The organism is Eudoraea chungangensis, assembly GCF_029360665.1.
In the GTDB taxonomy this organism is placed as follows: domain Bacteria; phylum Bacteroidota; class Bacteroidia; order Flavobacteriales; family Flavobacteriaceae; genus Eudoraea; species Eudoraea chungangensis.
Map to the genome: position 1 here is coordinate 605,378 of NZ_JARDUB010000006.1, position 22,510 is coordinate 627,887.

Here is a 22,510-nt window from a genome sequence, read left to right on the forward strand (position 1 = left end):
AAGGCTCTTCCTTACAATATCTGCACTAAAATTTCCATAACCTCTTTCTGATTCTCCATTTGTTATTACTTTTGCCTAATGCAGAAAGATGTTAATATTAAAAATAAGAAGGCCCGTTTTGAATATGAATTTCTGGACACTTACACCGCAGGTATTGTGCTCAAAGGTACAGAAATTAAGGCCATAAGAGCTGGCAAAGCTTCTATATCTGAAAGTTTCTGCGAGTTTAATGAAAAGGGAGAATTGTTGGTAATAAATATGACAGTGCAAGAATATTCGCATGCCACTCATTTTAATCATTTGCCCAAAGCCGCTAGAAAACTTCTTTTACACAAAAGGGAACTTAAGAAGCTACTTAAAGAGGTTCAGAATACTGGGTTAACCATTATACCTCTAAATCTTTTCATAAATTCTAAAGGATTAGCTAAACTTAAAATAGTACTTGCAAAAGGAAAAAAACTATACGACAAAAGAGAGGTGATCAAAGATCGGGACAATAAGCGCGATCTAGCCAGGATAAAAAAAAGCTTTAATAACTAAGCCCTTTAGTTTTTATTTTCTAAAAGCGGTACAAATTTAAAAGATCCGAATTCCTCTCGTTCGAATTCTTTATCTGATTTTCGAATTACGACCGTCATAATCTGACTTTCTTCCCCTACAGGAATCACCAATCTACCCCCTACTTTCAATTGAGACAACAACGCCTTAGGAATAGACGGAGCGCCTGCTGTAACCAGAATCGCATCAAAAGGAGCTTCTTCCGGCATTCCTTTGTAGCCGTCACCGAAAATAAATTTTTTGGGGCGATATCCCATTTTCTTAAAAAACAACGATGTTTTTTTGAAGAGTTCTAACTGCCTTTCAATAGTATAGACCTTGAACTTCATAAAGAGTAATACCGCAGCCTGGTATCCACTTCCCGTTCCGATTTCCAAAACCTTACTTCCAGGAGCTGCCTTTAATAATTCGGTTTGAAAAGCCACGGTATAGGGTTGTGAGATAGTCTGTTCGGCAGCTATAGGAAAAGCCTTATCTTGATAGGCATGCCCCTCAAAACTGCTGTCCATAAACATATGTCTTGGAACATTTCTAATGGCTTCTAAAACCCTCTTATCTTGAATGCCTTTGCTTGTAATAGTTTCTACAAGCTTATTACGCATACCCTTGTGCTTAAACGTGTCTTTCAATGGATTTTTTTCTTCGGCTAAATTTAGAAAAATACAATTTAATATCCCCAAGATTTAGGGCTAATTGATTTCATTAATTTAAAATTAATCTCCTTATTTTTGACAAAACTAAAATATATGCTCAAAGTAGGAGTCCTAGGCGCAGGACATTTAGGAAAAATTCATCTGCGTCTGCTAGCAGAATCGAAAGACTACGATTTAATAGGTTTTTACGACCCAGATGCCATACATGGACAAAAAGTAGCAGCTGAATTTGGTTATACCTATTACGATAACATCGGAAAACTCATAGATGCCGTAGAAGTTGTAGATATAGTAACGCCTACTCTTTCGCATTTTGAATGTGCCAAGCGCGCAATGATGAAAGGAAAGCATGTCTTTATAGAAAAACCAATTACCCATACACTGGATGAAGCAGTTGAACTTATTGATATTGCAAAAAAGCATAAGGTAAAAGGACAGGTTGGACATGTAGAACGCTTCAACCCGGCGTTTACGGCAGTAAAAAAAATGGTGCGTAATCCGATGTTTATTGAAACACATCGGCTGGCAGAATTTAATCCCAGAGGCACTGATGTTCCGGTAGTGTTGGATTTAATGATACATGATATCGACATCATTCTAAGTGTGGTAGACTCAGAAGTAAGCAATATTATGGCTAGTGGAGTATCCGTGATTAGTAAATCTCCCGACATTGCAAACGCCCGAATAGAATTCAAAAATGGATGTGTAGCCAATCTAACAGCGAGTAGAATATCTCTCAAAAGTATGCGTAAATCTAGATTTTTTCAACGAGATGCGTACATCTCTGTGGATTTTTTAGAAAAGAAAGTAGAGGTGGTAAAAATGAAAGATGCACCCGAGGAAACAGGTGCTTTTGATATGGTATTACAAAATGCCGAGGGAGAAAAAAAGCAAATCTATTTCGAGAATCCCGAAATACTCGCAAATAATGCAATTCAGGACGAATTAGAATCTTTTGCATTTGCAATTAATAACAATTCCTTGCCGAGGGTGACTTTGGCAGAGGGCGGCAAAGCTCTTGAAGTTGCCCTCAAAATCATTGATGCCTTTGAATAAACGTCTCAATTCTAAAATCTATCAATAAGTAAATTAGTTTAAGTAATGAATAATATAACTGTAATTGGAGCTGGTACTATGGGCAATGGCATAGCCCATGTATTTGCCCAAAACGGATATTCAGTGATACTGACGGATATCTCTGCTGCTGCGTTAGAAAAAGGAATAGCGACAATTTCCAAGAACCTCAGCAGATTGATTGATAAGGAAAAAATACAGGCTATTGATAAAACCCAAACTTTAGATCGCATAACTACCTCTACCTCCATAGAGGAAGGTGTCTCCAAGGCAGATCTGGTTGTTGAAGCCGCCACTGAAAATTATGAGCTTAAACTTTCTATATTCAAAGAGTTAGATGAAATTTGCCCTGAGCACACTATTTTGGCGACGAATACTTCATCTATTTCCATTACAAAAATTGCCTCCGCAACCAAAAGGCCAGGCAAGGTTATTGGGATGCACTTTATGAACCCTGTTCCACTCATGAAGCTAGTGGAAGTTATCAATGGGTACAGCACCAGTTCAGCAACTACGAATTCTATTCTTAGTCTTTCCAAGAAGATCGGAAAAATACCAACCGAAGTTAATGACTACCCTGGATTTGTTGCGAATAGAATATTAATGCCAATGATTAATGAGGCTATTGAAACTCTCTTTCATGGGGTTGCCGGGGTTGCCGAAATAGACACCGTGATGAAGTTAGGAATGGCACATCCCATGGGTCCGCTTCAATTAGCCGATTTTATAGGTCTGGATGTATGTCTTTCTATACTTGAAGTTTTGTATGATGGTTTTAAAAATCCAAAATACGCACCTTGCCCCTTGCTGGTGAATATGGTGGTTGCCGGAAAACTTGGGATAAAATCCGGAGAAGGTTTTTATGACTATTCCACAAGTCGGAAGGCTGAAAAAATTGCTTCACAATTTAGCCGCTAACATATGGCATATATAAAACCTTTTAGAGCCATTCGACCTAGTCCAGAAAAAGTTTCGTCGGTCGTTACCGATTCCCTGGAGACCTATTCAAAGGAAGAGCAACAGGAAATACTTACAAAGAATAAGGATTCTTTTCTGCAGATAATACTACCTGACTTCCGTTCAAAAGAAAAATGGAAACCCAAAAAAAAATATAAAAAAATTCGGGAAAAGTATCTGGATTTCATAAATCGGGGTATTCTTATTGAAGATTCCGAACCCAGTCTCTACCTGTATAAATTAGAAAAGCAAAATTATAGTAGTTGTGGCATTTTATGCGCTACTCAGGCTGAAGAATACAGAAACTCTATCATTAAAATACATGAAAATACTATTGAGAAAAGGGAGAAGCTCTTTGCAAACTATTTAGAGGTTGTAGGCTTTAAAGCTGAGCCTGTTTTAATGCTATATAAAGACCGGCCGGAAATTAACGAGATTATTGTAGCTGAATCAATAAAAACTCCCGAATATCATTTTCAATCAGCCGACGGTACTATCCATACAATGTGGAAAATATCTGATATACAAACCATAAATCTTCTAAAACAACATTTCGGTAAGGTTGACTCTTTTTACATAGGCGATGGGCATCACAGAAGCGCCTCTACAAGTAGATTTTCCTTAAGGCGCAAAAGAAAAAACGATAATCATGATGGTACAGAGGCGTATAATTATATCATGAGTTATCTGTTGGCCGAAACTGAAGTGAGAATATATGAGTTTAATAGAATGGTACGCGACCTTAATGGTCTTTCCAAAGATTTATTTTTAAAAGAACTGGAGAAAGACTTTACAATTTATCCCAAAGGTAGCGAAGTATATAAACCTAAGTCTAAAGACCATTTTAGCATGTATTTAGATGGTCAGTTTTATGCACTGCATTTAAAAACAGAAAACTTTTCATTCACAGATGCCCTGAGTAAATTAGACACACAAATACTTTATATGTCTATATTAAAACCTATTTTGGGCATAAAAGATTTACGGAATGACAAACGAATTAAATATGGATTTGGGAAGAATAACGTAGAGCAGATGAAGAGAAAAATAGACGCAGGAAAATTTAAGGTAGGATTTAGTCTTCTCCCTCTTACCGTTGAGGAGATAAAGAATATTGCAGATGAAGGATTGGTAATGCCACCTAAGAGTTCCTATATTGAACCAAAATTAAAAAGTGGTCTGACCATCTATAAGTTGTAGGCCATTGTTCATATAGGTTTAATAAGAGTTAGAATAATAAATAGTAAATTAAGTGCCCTTGTCAATAAAAGCTAATTTAGAAAGAATACATAAGAGCTTGCCTGGAAAGACTATCCTTGTTGCCGTTTCCAAGACTAAGTCTAAAGAAGAGATAATGGAGGCCTATGAAACAGGTCAAAGAATTTTTGGAGAGAATAAGGTGCAGGAAATGGTATCCAAATGGGAAAATTTACCCAAGGATATTAGGTGGCATATGATAGGACATGTGCAAACCAACAAAGTAAAATATATGGCGCCTTTTGTTTCGTTAATTCATGGAGTAGACAGTCTTAAACTACTTAAAGAAATAAACAAGCAAGGACTAAAAAACCAACGAGTAATAGACTGTTTACTGCAAGTCCATATAGCCAAAGAAGACTCGAAGTTTGGTCTTTCAGAGGAAGGTTTAATGGCAGTGCTAAAAGACATAACTAACTTAGAATTAAAAAATATAAGAATTACGGGATTAATGGGGATGGCCACTTATACAGATGAGACAAATACAATACGATCAGAATTTAAATACTTGAAAAGGCTCTTTGACCAAATAAGAGAAAAAAACGAAAATCTTCGCGTTTTATCCATGGGAATGAGTGCTGATTATAAGATTGCTATCGAGGAAGGCAGTACTATGGTCCGCATTGGAAGTAGTATATTTGGGCAAAGGAATTATTAATCCTTGTTTTAAAGCAACGAGATATAACAACCTATGTACACCGTACTGGATATTGAAACTACAGGAGGTAAATTTAACGAAGAAGGCATAACCGAGATCGCCATCCACAAATTTGATGGCCATAATGTAGTAGATAAATTTATTAGTCTAATTAATCCTGAGAAGGAAATCCAACCCTTTGTAGTAAATCTCACCGGGATAAATAACAAAATGTTACGTACTGCCCCAAAATTTTACGAAGTAGCGAAACGCATTGTAGAAATAACAAAAGACACAGTAATTGTGGCCCACAATGCGCAATTCGACTATAGAATATTGAGAACTGAATTCCGAAGACTTGGGTATCAATTTGAGCGAAAAACCCTCTGCACAGTTGACCTTTCTAAAAAACTAATACCAGAAGCGGAATCACACAGCTTAGGGAAATTGGTCAGATCTTTGGGCATTCCTGTAAGCGACCGGCATAGAGCAAATGGTGACGCTCTTGCCACTTTAATGCTTTTCAAATTACTTCTCGCAAAAGATTCTGACAAAAACATTATCAAGGAGATCGTCAGAGCAGAGACTCTAGGAGAATTATCTGCCAGACAATTAGATATCGTAGAGAGTATTCCATCTGAAGTAGGCATCTATTATATGCATAATAAAGATGGGGAAATAATCTATTTAGGAAAAAGTAGTAATCTTAAAAAACGAGTAAACAGGCATTTTATCCAGGATGGTGAAAAAGCTAGAAAACTGCAAAAGGAAACAAGAAAAGTTACTTTTGAGAAAACTGGCAGTGAATTAGTAGCCCTTTTAAAGGAGAACGAGGAGCTTCAAAGAAACAAGCCCAAATATAATAATACGCCCAGAAAGACTAATAAATCGAAGGGGATTAAACCAATACAACTAAATGGTTATGACCATTCGTCTAGCTCATTTATTATCAAAGACACGGGCAGGGAGATAGGCGAACGCAGTGTAATCCTAGTAAAGAATGGGCATTTTATTGGATTGGGTTATTACAATTTGAATCATCAAATAAATAATATTCATATCTTAGAATCTGTTATTACGCCCATGGCCTTTTCTGCAGGTTCAAAAACCATAATCGAAGGATATTTAAAGCAGAAAAAGGCACTTGAGGTTATAGAGTTAAACAAATTATAGTGTTAGACCCAAAAATAGAACCGAAAAAAGGTTGGAGATTTAAAATTCATGAAATAATTTATGGGACTCATACTCCTGCAGGTAAGTTATTTGATATCATCCTGCTTGTAGTGATATTATATAGTATCCTAATTGTAATGTTGGAAAGCATCCCTTCAATGGATGGAAAATATCATACTTTTTTTGATATTTCCGAATGGGTAGTTACCATCCTATTTTCAATCGAATATATCTTACGACTTGTTTGCATACGAAGGCCCAAAGAGTATATTTTTAGTTTTTTTGGTATAGTAGATCTTCTGTCTACAATTCCCAAGTATCTTTCCTTTTTTGTTGGTGGGACCCAGTATATTACTGCTTTTAGAGCTTTACGCTTACTAAGAGTATTTCGTATATTAAAATTGGTTCGTTATGTAGGGGAGTCTAATAACCTTATGCGAGCATTGCATGCAAGCAGAACCAAGATATTTATCTTCGTTTTCTTTGTCTTAGTAGTCTCTGTATTACTAGGGACAATAATGTATTTAATTGAAGGACCAGAACATGGGTTTAATAGTATTCCTCACAGTGTTTATTGGACCATTGTTACACTTACTACCGTGGGCTATGGAGATATTTCTCCGGAAACAGGGCTAGGCCAGTTTATTGCTACCTTAATTATGATCATTGGGTATGGAATCATCGCTGTTCCGACTGGAATTGTTACAGTTGAAATTGCCAAAGGAAGAAACACCATCAAAGAAGAAAGCCCTATGGTATGTGCCTCTTGTGGAGTTGAAGGGCACCAAAACAATGCAAAGCACTGCTATAACTGTGGAAGTTCTTTAAAATGAAAAAAAATCTGTTAACGATTGTAGGTCCTACGGCAATTGGTAAGACGCGTTTAGCTATTTCCTTGGCAGAATACTATAATACGGTAATATTAAGTGCAGATTCCAGGCAGTTTTATCAAGAAATGAGCATTGGTACCGCTGTCCCGTCTCAAAAAGAACTTAAGTCAGTTAAGCACTATTTTATTCATCATAAGAGTGTCGAAGACTTTTACACCGTTGGGGATTTTGAAAAAGACTGTATAGAACTCTTACATAAATTGTTTGCTAAACACGATATAGTTATCCTTGTGGGTGGAAGCGGTTTGTATATCAATGCCGTACTTTACGGCTTAAACAGTTTTCCAGAGGTTGATAAGAATATTAGAAATAAACTAAATAAGGTATTTAAAGAACAAGGTATAGAGTATCTACAAAATGAGTTAAAAGCGAAGGATCCGACCTACTATGACAAGGTAGATCTGCAAAATCCACAAAGAATTATTAGGGCGCTAGAAATATGTTTGGGAACTGGCAAACCCTATTCGTCCTATTTAACTCCTGAACGTAAAGAACGGTCTTTTAAGACTGTTTTGGTGGGACTTAAGGCAGAAAGAGATGTTATATACGAAAGGATTAATTCTAGGGTTGATAAAATGGTAAAGATGGGTTTGTTTCAAGAAGTTGAAGGCCTACTCGCATATCGAAAACTAAACGCCCTTCAGACGGTTGGTTACAAAGAGATATTCCACTTTTTCGATGGAAGCTTCAACAAGGAAACGGCCATAGAAGAAATAAAGAAAAATACAAGACGATTTGCGAAAAGACAGCTAAATTGGTTTAAGAAAGATCCTAATGCTCTTTGGTTTGATCATAAAACGGATATAAATAGCATTATCGAGACAATTGACTCAAAAATTTCAGGAAGCAACAGATGAAAATAGTAGGCAATATAGTGTATATCATAGGGGTATCTGGTTGTGGAAAGAGTACTGTCGGCAGTATGCTTGCCGACAAATTACAACTTCCTTTTTTTGATGCAGATGACTTTCATCCAAAAGAAAATGTAAAAAAAATGGCATCAGGAGTACCACTGACCGATGCAGATCGAATTGGCTGGCTTGAAAAGCTTAATGCCCTTGCTATAGACCATAAAGAAAATGGGGCGATAATCGGTTGTTCAGCTTTAAAAAAAACTTATAGGAATCTGTTAGAACAAAACATCGAAGACATAACAAAATGGGTATTTCTAGATGGTAGCTTTGATGAGATTTGGTTGCGAATGAAAAAGAGAAAAGATCATTTTATGCCCTCTACCCTTTTAGAATCGCAATTCAAAACCCTAGAACCACCCGTAAATGCGCTAAATATCTCTATTAGTCAAACTCCCGAGGAAATGGTGGCAAAAATATTGTTAGAGCTAAAAGCTTAAATTAAAAAGCATCCTATAAAAGGATGCTTTTTAATGCTAATATCTAAGCTCCGTTTAAGATTTTACTACTAATCTAAAACCTTCACCGTGTATATTGAGTATTTCTACTACGTCGTCTCGCTTTAAGTACTTACGAAGTTTGGCAATATAAACATCCATACTTCTGGAAGTAAAATAATTATCGTCTCTCCATATCTTGGTCAAGGCTAATTCCCTAGGCATCAGGTCGTTTTCATGAAGTGCTAAAAGTCTTAGAAGCTCATTCTCCTTAGGAGAAAGTTTAATGGGCTCCTCCTCTTTATACTTAAGAAAACGCAGTTTTGAGTTCAAATGGAAATTTCCTATTGTAAATTCAAATTGTTTGCTGTCTGCCAATGTGTTAGATGCTTTTCTTTGAAGAATTGCTCTAAGTTTCATTAGTAAAACTTCGGAATCAAATGGCTTGTTAAGATAGTCATCCGCTCCGGCCTTATACCCTTTTAAGACATCTTCTTTCATGGTTTTGGCGGTCAGAAAAACTATCGGAACATTTTCATTTTTCTCCCTAATTTCTTTAGCCAGGGTAAAACCATCTTTGTAAGGCATCATAACATCTAGAATACAAATGTCATAATTGTCCTTTTTGAACTTTTCAAAACCTTCCATACCATTTTTGGCCAAAGTGACGTCAAAATCATTCATGGATAAGTAGTCCTTTAAAACAATACCAAAATTAGGATCGTCTTCTACTAAAAGTATTTTTTTGTTTATTGTTTCCATAATTCGTTAGATTAATGGTAGTTTAAGATAAAAGCTACTTCCTTTGTCTTTTTCGCTTTCTGCGTAAACCTCCCCTTGATGATCTTCTACTATTTTTTTTACGTAGGCCAGGCCTAAACCATGTCCTTTTACATTATGTATATCTCCGGTATGTTCTCTATAAAACTTTTCAAAAACTTTTTTCAAAACAGCCCTGCTCATTCCTGCTCCCTGGTCTCTTATTTCAATGACAATAAAATTATTTACTACTTCAGTAAATACATCAATTTTTGGTTCATTTGGAGAATACTTTACCGCATTGTCCAAAATATTCACAATGACATTTCCAAAATGCATCTCATTAGCCAAAACTTCTGACCTAACTGCATTTAAATGTGTTTTAATATACCCTCCTCTATCATTTACAATTAATTGCACGTGGGTAATTGCCTTGGTAATAATGTCGTGAACATCTACTCTATCCTTACTAATATCCAGCTGATTTTTTTCCAGTTTAGATATTCGCAAAACATTTTCTACCTGTGCATGCATTCGCTTGTTCTCTTCACGTATCATCTGCAAATAGCGCTGTACTTTTTCCGAATCTCCAATTATTTTTGGGTTTTTGATTGCTTCTACGGCCAAATTGATGGTTGCTATGGGAGTCTTAAACTCATGCGTCATATTATTAATAAAGTCGGACTTTATTTCAGAAATCTGTTTTTGTTTTATCAGTTGATATATTGCCCCGGAATAAGCTATTACGATAATCAAGGTGAAAACCAAAGATAGAATAGCCATTCCAAGAATAGATTGAAGCAAAAACTTCTTCTTTTTAGGGAAATTAATTAAAAGTGAAAAATTACTATTTCCTTCACTATCCCTGAAAAATGGAGCTTTATAAATGGTCGACTTTCCAAACTTGAACTTTGGTGACTTCACTTTTGTTGGAAGACCTTTACTATAAACCCCGTACTCATAGTCTATATTCATTCCTCTATTTTCAAGTTCTCTGTCTAATAGAAGCTCAATTTCCTGTCTTGTAACCCGCTTGTGTATAGGAACTTTTTCTGCGTATACCCTATATACATCATCAAACATGGCCTTGTCAATTGAAGACAGACCTCCAACTTTTTCAAGTTTTTGAATAGGATTTAACTTGTAGCTTTTACCATCTAAACCAAATTCTTCTTTATATACCGTTTTAGTTCTCTTACTGGTATAGTTTTTTATGGACGTAGAATCATTACCATTGCCATTGTCAAAGAACGTAGATGCTATATTGTAATCTTCTTCTAGTATCCCATGGGAATAAAAGAGTATTTCATTAGAGTTAAGATCACGATCTATAAAAAAGATGTTGCTTAAATGAGAACTTTTAAATTCTCCCACACTATCCTTTAAATTCAAAAAACGGTCTGAATAATCGTCCATTTCCCTATCCTCAATCTTGTCCGTAACCTTAGTTAAGACCTGAGAAATGGCATTAGAAAACTGTTCTTCCTTATCCTCTACAGAACTCTTTATCCAATAGAGTTGCACTGAGATGATCCCAATAAGAGAGAGACTCATCAAGATCACCAGACTTACAAATAACCTCTTATTCATCGTTTGGGTAAAATTAGAAATTTAACATTTAGAAGTTTGTGTGTTTAACCAAACCTTAACAAAAATGTTAAAAAAAGGACTTAACTAATTGATTTTAAAAGATCTTCGTGAATCTTCTTAACACTATTTTGCGTTTCTTCTAGATTAATATTTTCAATAACATAATCGGCTAAAGGAATCTTTCTGTCGTCCTCCCATTGTGTTTTCATTCGATCTAATATCTGATCCGTAGTTGTTTTATCCCTGGCGGCAACTCTTCTAATACGCTCCATTTCAGGGGCCTTTACAAGGATCATCTTGTTATAATTTACATAAGATCCGTTTTCAAAAAGTATGGCGGCTTCTTGTATAACGTAGGGTGATGTTTGTTCCTGAGCCCATTCATAAAAGTCTTTCTTTACCGCAGGATGTACCAGTTTATTTAGTTTTTGCAATAAGGCATTATCCCCAAAAACCTGTTCCGCAACATAGGTTTTGTCTAATGTTTCACTCTTATAGGCATTAGTGCCCAGAAGTTTCTTAATATTCCTTTTTAAGCTCTCGGATGTATTCATAAGCAATTTCGCTCGCTCATCTGAATTATAAACAGGAACACCTAAGTCGGCAAAAAAACTGGCAACAGTAGACTTTCCACTTCCTATGCCTCCGGTAAGACCCACGTAAGTCATGGTCTTTTTAGAATAAATTCTACTTCAGTTTTAAGCAGTTGTATATCGTATACCCCTTCAGGCAATTCCGCTATTTTAAGGTTAAGTAAAGATTCTGCCATATTTCTTTCTCTAAAATCTGCAATAAGAGGTATATCTGCAGCTACTAATTCCTTGAGTGCATCAACTTTGGCCTTGCATAAAACACTGACAGAACTTGGAAATGTGCTTATCTCTGTTCCTTCCGGAATATTAATTACGACTATCGGGACTTCAAGAACTTTTTCCGAAAAACGATAAACCTTTCCTGATATTCTTATAGAGTTTTGAGACAGAACACTATTTTTTAATTCCTCCGGCATTATTAGTTCCGTATGGATAGAAAAATTATCGGTCAGCTGCTCTCTAATTATTTCCTCAGTAGAAATACTGGAAATACGGTTTATTTCATCTCTTGGTCCTTTAATGGTTACCACGGAAGGCTCTACTTCTATTTCCCCATCGATAATATAGTTCTGAGCAGGGCTTAAATTAACACTGGGTACTATACCAACCTCCTTCTCACTAATACTGTAAAGTTTAATGAATAAGGTATCTCCGTTTAACTCTAATAGATTCATGGTACCTGACACCTGTTTCTCTAATTGCTTTCTATAGTCTGTCCTGGTTAAATAATAGCCTTCTTGATCATTACGCAGATTTGAAAGGTCTATTTTTAGTTCTTTTTCATAAAAGTTATTCCGAAGCAATTGAAAACCATTTGCCTCCAGTCTTGCATCTATTTCATTAAAGGAAGCCCCCGCAAAGACGAGCGTATCGGGAGCATTTACATAAGTCAGATTAAAGCTAACTGTGGAAGTATAAGACTCTGAAAGCTTACTTACCAACCATGCTAAAAAAGAGCACAATAGAAATATTAGAAAAATGTTGATTTTCCTTTTGTTATTACTTCGTTTGTGATCTTTTACCATGTTATCTGTTTTCAAAAAACAATTCTGGGAACAAAACTCTAGGAGGCTTTTTACTAAAAGTAATCAAGATTATCGATTTTAAAAAACCAAGACCATAGCCATAAAACTGTATTGCCGTAGCCAAAATAGCCAAAAGACCTACTAAAGCGCTTTTATTCTTTTTTGAGGAATCGAAAAAAATGAAAAGGAAATAAACCAAATAAAAAATAAGAAAAGCCTTAGCCAGGTCTAAGTTCCATAGTAAACCTACACTCGTTAAAAGAAATCCCAAAGTGAATAAAGTTGGAAACCAGTAAGTGATTTTCGCAGAATCCGGATGCCATTTATTCAGTATTGGTCGGACCTTACCAAACTTTTTTACTTGAAGGTAGAATTTACTAAAGTCGATACGTCTTTTATGAAAAACTATGGCCTCAGGAATCAATTTACTCCCTAGTCCTGCTTTTTTTAAACGCAGGCTGAGGTCCGGATCTTCGCCAGGATGTATATTTCCGAAGCCACCGGAAATATCGAAGGCTTTTTTGGATAATCCCATATTAAAGCTTCGAGGCTGAAACTCGTTCACAGCCTTTTTTCGACCTCTGATTCCTCCTGTGGTGATAAATGAGGTCATGGCATAGTTTATCGCCTTTTGGACCTGAGAAAACGAGCTGTGCGCGGCATCTGGCCCACCAAAACAATCAACATAGTTCTGGGCTAAAGAATTCGCCACTACCGATAAATAGTTAGGAGGCACCAGGCAATCGGAATCTAAAAGAATAAAATAGTTACCAGAGGCCTTTGCCATTCCAAAGTTTCTCGAGTCTCCAGGACCTGTATTGTTTTTAGCAATATATTTAACTGGCAATTGTTTTTGAAACTTTTGCACCACATCGGCTGCCGGCATATTGGAACCATCCTCAATAATCAATATTTCAAAAGCTTCTTTATACCCAAGGGAGGTTAGGCTTTCTAAGAGTTCATGTATTTCTTCTGGCCTATTGAAAACCGGAATAATTATAGAAAAAAAGAGGACCATAAGTGTTTAATATAAAAGCCATCCCTGGCAAGATGGCTTTTAAAATTTTTAAAATATCTATTTACTCAAAATGCTCAATCACATCCTGACTTACACCAGTATTAGAGAACCCTCCGTCGTGAAACAGGTTTTGCATGGTCACCTTTCTGGTTAAATCCGAAAATAAGGACACTGTATAATCTGCACACTCTTGTGCAGTAGCGTTTCCTAAAGGAGACATTTTTTCTGCGTAGTTTATAAATGCGTCAAAGCCTTTAACCCCTTGTCCGGCTGTAGTCGGAGTTGGTGATTGTGAAATCGTATTAACTCTAACCTGTTTTTCTTTACCAAAGAAGTAACCAAAACTACGAGCCACAGACTCCAGATAAGCTTTATTATCTGCCATATCGTTATAATCGGGAAATGTTCTCTGAGCCGCCATATAGGTTAGTGCTACAATACTTCCCCAAGAATTCATGGCGTCTGCCTTATACAAGCTCTGCATAACTTTGTGGAAAGAAAGTGCAGAAACGTCCCAGCCCTTGGTCGTAAAATCATATTTCTCATCTGTATAAGCCCTTCCTTTTCTAACATTTACAGACATTCCAATAGAGTGAAGTACAAAATCCAGTTTACCACCCAGAATTTCGGTAGCTTTAGCTACCAGATTTGCAAGATCTTCTTCATTGGTGGCATCCGCTGGAATTATCTCAGATCCCGTTTTCTCGGCCAAAGTCTTTATTTGCCCCATTCGCATAGCAATAGGAGCATTAGTCAAAACAAAAGTCCCACCTTCGGCGTGTACCCTCTCAGCGGTTTTCCAAGCGATGGAGTTTTCATCTAAGGCACCAAAAATAATTCCCCTCTTCCCCTTTAGTAAATTATAAGTCATTTTGTATTAGTTTGGATTAATTCTAGACCAAAGATATTTAAAAAAGTATAACGCAGAAATGAATAGCAATAGAATAGCGCAACAAGTAACTTGCGTAAGAGAGAATATAATTGTCTTTTAATTCAACAATTGTCTGGCATGCGCCAAAGCAGAATCCGATAATTCCTTCCCTCCAAGCATTTCTGCTAATTCCACGATGCGCTCATTCATATTCAATTCTTTCATTTGTGTCTTGGTCCTGTTGTTTTCATCTGTTTTAAAAACCTTGAATTGCCTATCGCCTTTGGAAGCAACCTGTGGTAAATGTGTAATAACAAATACCTGCATATTTCTGCTCATATCCGACATAATATCACCCATCCTGTTCGAAATCTCGCCAGACACCCCACTGTCAATTTCATCGAAAATTAGCGTTGGCAACTGAGAATAGGAAGCCAATATGGCTTTAATCGTTAACATTATTCTAGATAATTCTCCACCAGAAGCAACTTTCTTTATCGGCAAATACTCGGATCCCATATTAGCTGAAAACAAAAACTGAAGGCTGTCCTGTCCTGTATTCATAAACGCATCTCCTTGTCGCAATTCTATTTTGAACGAAGCATTGGGCAAGCTTAGAGTTTTTAAAGAGGCTTCTAATTTAGACGTTAACTCAGGTATGGCATCTAATCGCCTGGTTGTTAAACTAGATCCAAGTTTCTGAAGTTCCTTTATAAGGCTTTCAACCTCTTCTTGATTGCTTATAATTTCGGCATCTAGATGTTCACTAGTTTCCAGCCTACTTCTCAGATCATTTTTGATTTCAAGTAAGCCTTGTACACTATCTGTATCATGTTTTCGCAGCAAATCGTATAATTTCTGCAGGCTTTGATTAACCAGATCTAATTTTTCAGGATCAGTAACAATGTCCTCCTGAAGAGAAAGCATCTCATCGGATATATCTCTAAGTTCTATGAATACAGAGGAAATTCGATCATTAAGCTCGCCGTACTTAGCACCAATACTGCTTAATTTAGAGGTGATTTGGTTTAGTTCTTGAAGCAGGTTCAACAGCCCAGAATTGTCATCTGAAAGCATTTGATTCCCCCTAGACAAGCTCTCAATAATACCCTCCGCGTTTGCCAGTTGCTGCTGTTCTTCCTCCAAACTTGTTTGTAATCCAGGCTCCAAGGCTAATTCTTCTAGTTCATTAAGAAGAAAACTATTATAATCCCGTTCCTTATAAAACTTTTTCTGAGAATCCAGAAGTTTATTTAGTCTATCCGTTTTCTTTTTAAAAAAGCCTAATTTCTCCTGGTATTCATTTAATAGTGCAGAATTATTTGCAAAAGAATCCAGAACCCTTAATTGAAAATCTTGTTCTGTTAGTTGCAAAGTCTGATGCTGCGAATGGATATCAATGAGGTTATTCCCCAGGGGGGATAAAACGTCAAGGGTTACCGGTGAATCATTTATGAATGCTCTCGACTTACCACTTGGATGAATTTCTCTTCGGATAATTGTTTGTGTATCGTATACTAAATCATGAGTCTCAAAATACGACTGTATTTGATACTTACTAAGATCAAATGTTGCCTCAATCACACACTTACTGTCGGCATTTCTTAAGGATGTCCGATCTGCTCTTTTCCCAAGAACTAATGACAATCCTCCCAAAAGAATAGATTTTCCGGCACCGGTTTCGCCGGTAATAGCCGTAAGACCTTCCTTAAAGGACACTTTAAGATCTTCGATTAATGCGTAATTTTTTATGGATAATTCTAGAAGCACTGTCTTTAGCTAAAATACGTGCTGTAAATATAAATCAATATTAGCGGAGCGTAAAAGCTAATACGTAATTTCATTCCAAGTGGAGGAATAAAAAGGTGCAACTTTATTTAGCGTCTCTTTTAAAGAAACGATATCTACTTTTGGACCGTCGGAGAAGATATTCTGAATTTCCTCAGATTTAGCGTCAAAAAAGGTCTGGATAAGAAGGGCATTAGGTCTTCTCTGCATCATTGTCTCAAAAAGTCGCATAGAGCCTGCAATCACTTGCTTTCCCGTACTGTTATTATCTGCCAAAATATCCAAGCCCTTTCTGTGATAGTTATACATGGCTATGCGATATTCCCTAAACGTATTAGAAAGTAGATTATCAATTAAAACAAATCGAGTTTTATTTTCTGTAGTGGACTGACTCCAACCAGTCCAATTACTACCTTGGGCTGCTGTTACAATTTGCTGTGCCTGATCATAGAATCTGTTTCCCCCTTCCAAGGAAAAGGTATCAGCATCTATTCCTAAAAGAATATATACATAAAAAGAAATTACCCCTACTAAATTAGAATCAAAAACATTTGGATTATAAACCAAGGGTTGGAACTCTATATATTCAAAATTAAACTGGTTGTCCTTATAATTAAATACTGAACTCTCGTAGGAGGTATTATATACAGGCCTTGTAGACTGTATCTGTATATTAGCCTTAAATCGATTGGAATTAAACTCCGTAACGGTAATAAACATCCGAGCATTTACCTTTTCATTTTCTTGGTAAATCCTGTTAGTCCATTGGCTTTTGTTTACAAAGTCATTTAGCGAACGCTCTAAAGTTCTAAAAATTTGTTGATTTGTTTGATTAACCTGATCGGCATTTACCGTTATAGAACAATTTAATTCTTGGGCCTGAAGGCTCATCAAAATAAAAATGCCAAAAAAGACACAGAGAAGGCTACGCATATACTAAATGGATAATTTCTTGAAGAATATCTAAAGCGACATCTATCTTATCTTTTAAAGCAAACGATTTTATCTTTAAATTCTTATCTATAAAAGTTATTTTATTGGTCTTTGTACCGAATCCTGCTCCATTATCCTCTAAAGAGTTGAGCACAATCCCATCAAGGTTTTTCTTTTGCAACTTTATTTTGGCATTTTCCACACCATTTTCTGTTTCCAGGGCAAAGCCAATAAGGATTTGATTACGCTTAGATTTTCCAAGTGATAATAAAATATCCCGATTCTTAATTAATTTAAGATTAAGGCTATTAGAATCTTTTTTAATCTTTTGCGTTGCTACTAATTCTGGTCTGTAATCCGATACAGCTGCGGCGCATATGGCGATATCACAGTCTTTATAAAATTCGTGTGCTTTCGCATACATTTCCTCCGCTGTAAAAACTCGTATTACCTCAACAGACTTTCCTTCTATCCTTAAATTAGTTGGGCCGGTGATAAGTATAACTTTAGCCCCAAATTCGTACGCTCTCTCAGCAAGGGCAAATCCCATCAGCCCAGTAGAATGGTTCCCAATAAATCGCACAGGGTCCAATGGCTCATAGGTAGGCCCGGCTGTAATTAAAACTGTTTTGCCAAACAGAACAGCCTTTTCATTGAGGTGTTGATCTATAAATGAAATGATATCTTCGGGTTCTGCCATTCGTCCCTCACCGTGTAAGCCCGAAGCCAATTCTCCTTTTCCGGGAGGTATCATAATATTGCCAAACGATTCTAGAGTCTTAAGAGAAGCTTTAGTCGAAGGATGCTTATACATGTCTAAATCCATTGCCGGTGCATAATAGACGGGGCATTTTGCAGATAGATAAGCGGCCATCAAAAGATTATCGCCTTGGCCCTTAGCCATTTTGCTCAAGGTATTCGCAGTGGCCGGGGCAATTAGCATTACGTCTGCCCACAACCCCAGTTCAACATGGTTATTCCAATCAAAACCTTTCTCATCTGCCTTAACGAAATCTGTTAATACAGGATTTTTTGAGAGTGTAGCTAAGGTTAAGGGGGTAACAAAAGAAAGAGCACTTTCAGTTAAAATAACTTTAACTTCCGCACCCTCTTTAATTAGTAATCTTACGAGAAAAGTTGTCTTATAGGCAGCAATTCCCCCGGTTATTCCCAAAAGAACCTTTTTACCGCCTAACATAATTTTATTGGTCTTTCTCGGTATTTCTGTAGTATATTTTATCTTCTAACCACTCCATTACCGCCAAAGCATGTGGTTTAGGAAGTTTTTCGTAAAACTTAGAGACTTCTATTTGCTCCTTATTTTCAAATACTTCTTCCAAGCTATCACTATAAGTAGCAAATTCTTCTAACTTCTCTAAAAGCTCTTTTTTGATTTCAGAGTTTATCTGAATAGCTCTTTTAGCCGTAATGGATATAGCCTCATATATATTACTCGTATCCTCATCAAATTCATTTCTATTGATTGTAACAGTAGAAACAGGTGCTTTTGAATTCTTCAAATCGTTCATGTTCATTTCGAAAGGTTTTCTTGTTCTGAATATAGTTTTAATTCGTTGTTAACTTCTTCGACCAATTTATTGGCATCCTCTGCGTATTCGGTTTCTGGATAATTCTTGAATAAGTCGGCATGTGCTACTCTTGCATCGTTAAGCCTTTCCTGCTTTTTACCCTCAGAACTATTCAAAGCCAGATTAGTTGTGGCCTGTACCTTGAGATACAAAGCTTCTTCTCGGTAGATAGAACCTGGATTGTCATTTATAAAATTATCTAGTGCTGCAATGGCAGAGATACTGTAATTCATTATATACGACTTCCCAAGTTTTGTAAATTGTTTTGCTACCTCAAACTCTTTCTTTTCTTTTTTTGTTCTTAATTCCGCTGCCATGATATTGGCCTCTGGTAAATGTTCCGAATTTGGATAAGAGTTTATAAATAATTGCAACTTAGTTAGTGCTTTATCGGTATCTGTCTGATCTACAGAATAACGTGGTGACAACATATAGTAGCTCTTTGCTCCTAAAAATGATGCCTCCCCAGCCTTATCACTTTTAGGATAAGATTTTAAAAAACGTTCAAATTGGTATCCGGCAAAATTATAATCTTCTATTTCGTAATAGCTATTAGCAAAGAAGAACATCACCCTCTCCCCCTGTGGTTTACCTACATAACTAGGAGCAATTTGTTCCAAAAGCCTATTTGCTCTTTTAAAGTCCCCTTCCGCATACAATTTTTCTGCAAGCTGATATTTTGCATTGCTATTTGGTTTCTTTAATACTTTCTGATATTCACTACAAGAATAGGAGAATATTAAAACTAAAAGTATAAGAGGCAGTAACTTGGGTCTAAAAAACATCTTGCAAAATTAATACTATTTCGCGAAATAGAAAGAATAATTAGGTCTAATATACTATTGTTCTCTAATCTCAGGACTAGTTTTAGTGAAGTTTTAACCAAATTTACCTTTTATACGGTAAAATTAATTTAATTCTTCCTCTGCAGAACGCAGTCTATTATGCTTTTTTTTTAAACGTGCCAAAGCCGTTTTTATTTCGCTTTTTAAATCAAAGGAACTTTCCACCAAGGGCAAACGAACCAATGAGGAACCAATATTTTTTAATTCCAAAAGTGACTTTATACCAGCGGGATTTCCTTCCTTAAAAATTAGATGTATCATTGAAGTTATGGAAGAATTAATCTCTGTTGCTTCTTCTGCATTGCCCTTAAGACCGTACCGGATCATTAGCGAGAATAAATCCGGAATTCCCTGTCCCAAAACCGATATTACACCAGCCCCCCCTTTTTGAACGGTAGCTAAAGCGGTAAGGTCGTCACCAGAAATAACTAAAAATCCCTTGGGAACCTTCTGTATTAATTCTTCCACCTTTGCCATATCACCACCGGCTTCCTTAATCCCGATAATATTCGAATGGGCTTTGGCCAGTCTAATGATTGTTTCTGCAGTCATATCACTACCTGTCCGACTGGGGACATTATATAAAATAATGGGTTTTTCCGAAACATCGGCAAGAGCTACAAAATGCTGGTAGATACCCTCTTGCGTAGGTTTGTTATAATATGGAGAAACCGATAAAACCGCATCAAAACCATCGAGTTTATCCCCCTTTAGTTGATGAACTAGTTCTCCTGTGTTATTACCTCCTACACCTACTATTAAGGGCACTCTGTTGCTGGTCTCCTCTACAATAATCTTTCTAACTAGTAGTTTTTCTTCCGTATTCAAGGTCACCGCCTCTGCGGTGGTACCAAGAGCAACAATATATTCTACACCACCTTCAATACAGTGATTTACCAAAGCTTTTAACGCCTCCGTATCCACAGTAAGGTCTTTCTTAAATGGTGTAATAAGTGCTACACCTGTACCAATAAACTTTGCATTTTGTAACAATTCCATCATGTCTTTAATTTTGCAATTTTCTGTGCAATAAACCTATGGATACCATTTTATACTAGCTGTCATTTTTATACTAGCTGTCATTCAAGCTAAACTCTTAAATACTATTTTTTAAACTTCGATTTCACTAAAAACCTTAAGGTATTTCTTGAGTTCTCTCTTAAATGTTTTAAAATCTTCTATCGGAGTTTCTAGAATTAAATCATTCAATCTATCATCCACCTCGGCAAAACCAACTTTTATTCGGGCTCTGGTTCTTACAGACATAAGATGAAGCATAAAATTTTCTTCATTAAAATAATTGACCAGCATATCGTATTCTTTCCCTAAAAATTCCAAGGCGTAACTATTCTCTACTTCCCCATTCCATCCTAAATCCTTATCGGAAAATACTGGAGTGGCATAAGGAGAATTTTTATCGTAATACGACTTATATCCCATTATTTTAATAGCATTCGGACGAAGACGAAAATCTTCCACAAATTGATAAAACACCTCTGAATTATCGAATCTATCCAGATCTACCAAAATCCCAACGGAGGTTATCCCTTGTTTCCTTGATTCCACAGATAGCGGATTATCCAAGGCATTCTTTAAAAATTTACGACCCGATTTTAATTTAAACTTATCCTTAAGTCCTTTTAAAAACATTTATTTTTACCTTTTCCCAAAGGTAATTAATATCCATACAAATTCGATGCTAAGATACGTCGGATAATACATTTAAAAATACAACAAATTGTTACATTTAAAACAACAGTGTGTTTATGATTTGCTCCAATTCCTTATCCAAGGCTAGATCTGGGTATGGCTTATTTGCTCTCCGGTACCAGTAGCCAGCATTAAATTTATCTCCTTCCATCCTATGCAGGTAGGCGTGAATCCAGGCTCCCTCCTCAGAATCTAGGTCTTGCGCTATGTTGTGTGATTTATTCCAATTTCCTTTTGCCGCCCACCACAAAGCTGTTTTAATCAATGGCCATTCTTCTATTGGCAGTGCTTCATCGAGAGAGGCCATAAATGTTAAATAATCCTTTCGTTTATCCATTTATCTGATAACTATTTTAGGTATTTGGGACAATTAATTCAGTCATTGGTCCTTAATGCCAATATTCTTTGAAAATAAAAAATTACATTTTAAAACTATAATAGCTAACCCTTAACACCAGATATCGATATGAGAAAAAACATTTTTACTCTAGTAATTGCATGCGCATTCATAGTTTTAGCAAATCCAGAAGTACAAGCGCAAGAAGATTCGGAAATAACCCCAATGTGGGAAGCCATTACACTTACTCCTGATAATACAAAACTCAAAATACTGGGAGAAAATATGCGGAAGCACAACCAAAAATACCACAAAGAAGGGGCGCACAGAGCTACAGTTTACAATATTACAACAGGTCCTAATGTTGGTAAAATCATTTGGATGATGGGGCCGTTACAGTATAAGGATCTAGATAGTAGACCAGCCGTAGGAGGACATGATGAAGATTGGAGGGATAATATTATGCCCTATATAAAGAAAATGGAACATGGAGAGCATTGGACACAGGATGTCAAAAATTCTAATACCTCCAAACTCAGTGGAGTTGTAGGCGATTATCCCATTCAGTTTATCAGATATTGGGAAGTAAATATTGATCATTCCCATAATGTGCAAACCATGCTCGAACATATTAGTAAAACCATTAAAGCAATGGACGGCAACAATATTTTTGGTGTGTATTACAATGCATACAGGCAAGGAACTCGCATTGGAAGACATATAGCCACAGTAAGTTTTTACAAGAACTGGACCGAATTTGATGAAGATCCTACCTTTAAGCAAACCTACCTAAAAGTACACGGAGAAAACTCTTGGGATGCGTTTATACGCAACATGGATCAAGTGATGGACAACAGTTGGGATGAAATATGGGTTTACGACAAAAATCTTAGTGGAAACTAGTA

25 protein-coding genes are annotated in these 22,510 nt (G+C 36.4%); 10 read left to right on the forward strand and 15 right to left on the reverse strand.

All coding sequences use genetic code 11. From position 1 onward, the window contains the following. Positions 1-78: 78 nt before the first annotated feature. On the forward strand, positions 79-540 hold the full coding sequence (gene smpB, locus PXG98_RS15560; protein WP_276392659.1) for an SsrA-binding protein SmpB: 462 nt from the start codon (positions 79-81) through the stop codon (positions 538-540). Between the two features lie 5 nt (positions 541-545). Here the strand turns inward: smpB and PXG98_RS15565 are convergent, their stop codons facing one another. Further along, on the reverse strand, positions 546-1,187 hold the full coding sequence (locus tag PXG98_RS15565) for a protein-L-isoaspartate(D-aspartate) O-methyltransferase (RefSeq protein WP_276392660.1): 642 nt from the start codon (positions 1,185-1,187) through the stop codon (positions 546-548). Positions 1,188-1,304: 117 nt separating this feature from the next. On the opposite strand from PXG98_RS15565, the gene PXG98_RS15570 reads away from it, so the two are divergent. From PXG98_RS15570 to PXG98_RS15605, 8 genes are read left to right on the forward strand one after another with little or no spacing between them, the layout of a single operon-like run. Then, a complete protein-coding gene (locus PXG98_RS15570; protein WP_276392661.1) occupies positions 1,305-2,267 on the forward strand; it encodes a Gfo/Idh/MocA family oxidoreductase in 963 nt (320 codons plus the stop codon). Positions 2,268-2,312: 45 nt separating this feature from the next. Continuing rightward, a complete protein-coding gene (locus tag PXG98_RS15575) occupies positions 2,313-3,203 on the forward strand; it encodes a 3-hydroxybutyryl-CoA dehydrogenase (protein ID WP_276392663.1) in 891 nt (296 codons plus the stop codon). Between the two features lie 3 nt (positions 3,204-3,206). Next, the gene (locus tag PXG98_RS15580; protein WP_276392665.1) at positions 3,207-4,442 is read left to right on the forward strand and encodes a DUF1015 domain-containing protein; all 1,236 of its coding nucleotides are present in this window, start codon (positions 3,207-3,209) and stop codon (positions 4,440-4,442) included. 58 nt (positions 4,443-4,500) lie between these two features. Beyond that, entirely contained in the window at positions 4,501-5,157 is a 657-nt protein-coding gene (locus PXG98_RS15585) for a YggS family pyridoxal phosphate-dependent enzyme (protein ID WP_276392667.1), read from the forward strand. Between the two features lie 33 nt (positions 5,158-5,190). Beyond that, on the forward strand, positions 5,191-6,309 hold the full coding sequence (locus PXG98_RS15590; RefSeq protein ID WP_276392669.1) for an exonuclease domain-containing protein: 1,119 nt from the start codon (positions 5,191-5,193) through the stop codon (positions 6,307-6,309). Beyond that, entirely contained in the window at positions 6,309-7,142 is an 834-nt protein-coding gene (locus PXG98_RS15595) for an ion transporter (RefSeq protein ID WP_276392671.1), read from the forward strand. Before PXG98_RS15590 ends, PXG98_RS15595 begins: the two co-directional genes overlap by 1 nt. Next, positions 7,139-8,056 carry a tRNA (adenosine(37)-N6)-dimethylallyltransferase MiaA gene (gene miaA / locus PXG98_RS15600; RefSeq protein WP_276392673.1) on the forward strand — a complete coding sequence of 306 codons (918 nt, stop codon included), beginning with the start codon at positions 7,139-7,141 and terminating at the stop codon, positions 8,054-8,056. Before PXG98_RS15595 ends, miaA begins: the two co-directional genes overlap by 4 nt. Further along, a complete protein-coding gene (locus PXG98_RS15605) occupies positions 8,053-8,550 on the forward strand; it encodes a gluconokinase (RefSeq protein ID WP_276392675.1) in 498 nt (165 codons plus the stop codon). Before miaA ends, PXG98_RS15605 begins: the two co-directional genes overlap by 4 nt. A 54-nt stretch (positions 8,551-8,604) precedes the next feature. On the opposite strand, the gene PXG98_RS15610 is transcribed toward PXG98_RS15605, so the two are convergent. The 14 genes from PXG98_RS15610 to PXG98_RS15675 form a co-directional block, all read right to left on the reverse strand. Next, a complete protein-coding gene (locus tag PXG98_RS15610) occupies positions 8,605-9,309 on the reverse strand; it encodes a response regulator transcription factor (protein WP_276392677.1) in 705 nt (234 codons plus the stop codon). Between the two features lie 6 nt (positions 9,310-9,315). Beyond that, entirely contained in the window at positions 9,316-10,896 is a 1,581-nt protein-coding gene (locus PXG98_RS15615) for a sensor histidine kinase (RefSeq protein WP_276392678.1), read from the reverse strand. Between the two features lie 80 nt (positions 10,897-10,976). Next, positions 10,977-11,564 (reverse strand): dephospho-CoA kinase, encoded by a 588-nt coding sequence (gene coaE / locus PXG98_RS15620; RefSeq protein ID WP_276392679.1) that lies wholly within the window; start codon positions 11,562-11,564, stop codon positions 10,977-10,979. Beyond that, positions 11,561-12,529, reverse strand: coding sequence for a CdaR family protein (locus tag PXG98_RS15625; RefSeq protein ID WP_276392680.1), 969 nt, complete (start codon positions 12,527-12,529; stop codon positions 11,561-11,563). Before PXG98_RS15625 ends, coaE begins: the two co-directional genes overlap by 4 nt. Beyond that, positions 12,516-13,532, reverse strand: a complete 1,017-nt coding sequence (locus tag PXG98_RS15630; protein ID WP_276392682.1) for a glycosyltransferase family 2 protein — start codon at positions 13,530-13,532, stop codon at positions 12,516-12,518. Before PXG98_RS15630 ends, PXG98_RS15625 begins: the two co-directional genes overlap by 14 nt. 61 nt (positions 13,533-13,593) lie before the next feature. Beyond that, entirely contained in the window at positions 13,594-14,403 is an 810-nt protein-coding gene (locus PXG98_RS15635; protein ID WP_276392684.1) for an enoyl-ACP reductase FabI, read from the reverse strand. 117 nt (positions 14,404-14,520) lie between these two features. Continuing rightward, complete coding sequence (recN, locus tag PXG98_RS15640) at positions 14,521-16,173, reverse strand: DNA repair protein RecN (protein WP_276392686.1); 1,653 nt, start codon at positions 16,171-16,173, stop codon at positions 14,521-14,523. Positions 16,174-16,230: 57 nt separating this feature from the next. Continuing rightward, a complete protein-coding gene (gene porD, locus PXG98_RS15645) occupies positions 16,231-17,124 on the reverse strand; it encodes a type IX secretion system protein PorD (protein WP_276392687.1) in 894 nt (297 codons plus the stop codon). After that, the gene (gene coaBC / locus PXG98_RS15650) at positions 17,117-18,322 is read right to left on the reverse strand and encodes a bifunctional phosphopantothenoylcysteine decarboxylase/phosphopantothenate--cysteine ligase CoaBC (RefSeq protein WP_276392689.1); all 1,206 of its coding nucleotides are present in this window, start codon (positions 18,320-18,322) and stop codon (positions 17,117-17,119) included. Before coaBC ends, porD begins: the two co-directional genes overlap by 8 nt. Before the next feature lie 4 nt (positions 18,323-18,326). Next, positions 18,327-18,659: a DNA-directed RNA polymerase subunit omega gene (locus PXG98_RS15655; protein ID WP_276392691.1), complete on the reverse strand. Its 333-nt coding sequence runs from the start codon at positions 18,657-18,659 to the stop codon at positions 18,327-18,329. Then, entirely contained in the window at positions 18,656-19,498 is an 843-nt protein-coding gene (locus tag PXG98_RS15660) for an outer membrane protein assembly factor BamD (protein WP_276392693.1), read from the reverse strand. The genes PXG98_RS15655 and PXG98_RS15660 overlap by 4 nt, the downstream gene beginning before the upstream one ends. A 123-nt stretch (positions 19,499-19,621) precedes the next feature. Next, entirely contained in the window at positions 19,622-20,560 is a 939-nt protein-coding gene (gene dapA, locus PXG98_RS15665) for a 4-hydroxy-tetrahydrodipicolinate synthase (protein ID WP_276392695.1), read from the reverse strand. 108 nt (positions 20,561-20,668) lie between these two features. Further along, complete coding sequence (locus PXG98_RS15670) at positions 20,669-21,208, reverse strand: DUF6913 domain-containing protein (RefSeq protein ID WP_276392697.1); 540 nt, start codon at positions 21,206-21,208, stop codon at positions 20,669-20,671. A 97-nt stretch (positions 21,209-21,305) separates the two neighbouring features. Then, positions 21,306-21,605 carry a hypothetical protein gene (locus PXG98_RS15675; protein WP_276392699.1) on the reverse strand — a complete coding sequence of 100 codons (300 nt, stop codon included), beginning with the start codon at positions 21,603-21,605 and terminating at the stop codon, positions 21,306-21,308. Positions 21,606-21,734: 129 nt separating this feature from the next. Between PXG98_RS15675 and PXG98_RS15680 the strand changes: the two genes are divergently transcribed. Beyond that, the gene (locus tag PXG98_RS15680) at positions 21,735-22,508 is read left to right on the forward strand and encodes a hypothetical protein (RefSeq protein ID WP_276392701.1); all 774 of its coding nucleotides are present in this window, start codon (positions 21,735-21,737) and stop codon (positions 22,506-22,508) included. Positions 22,509-22,510: the final 2 nt, after the last annotated feature.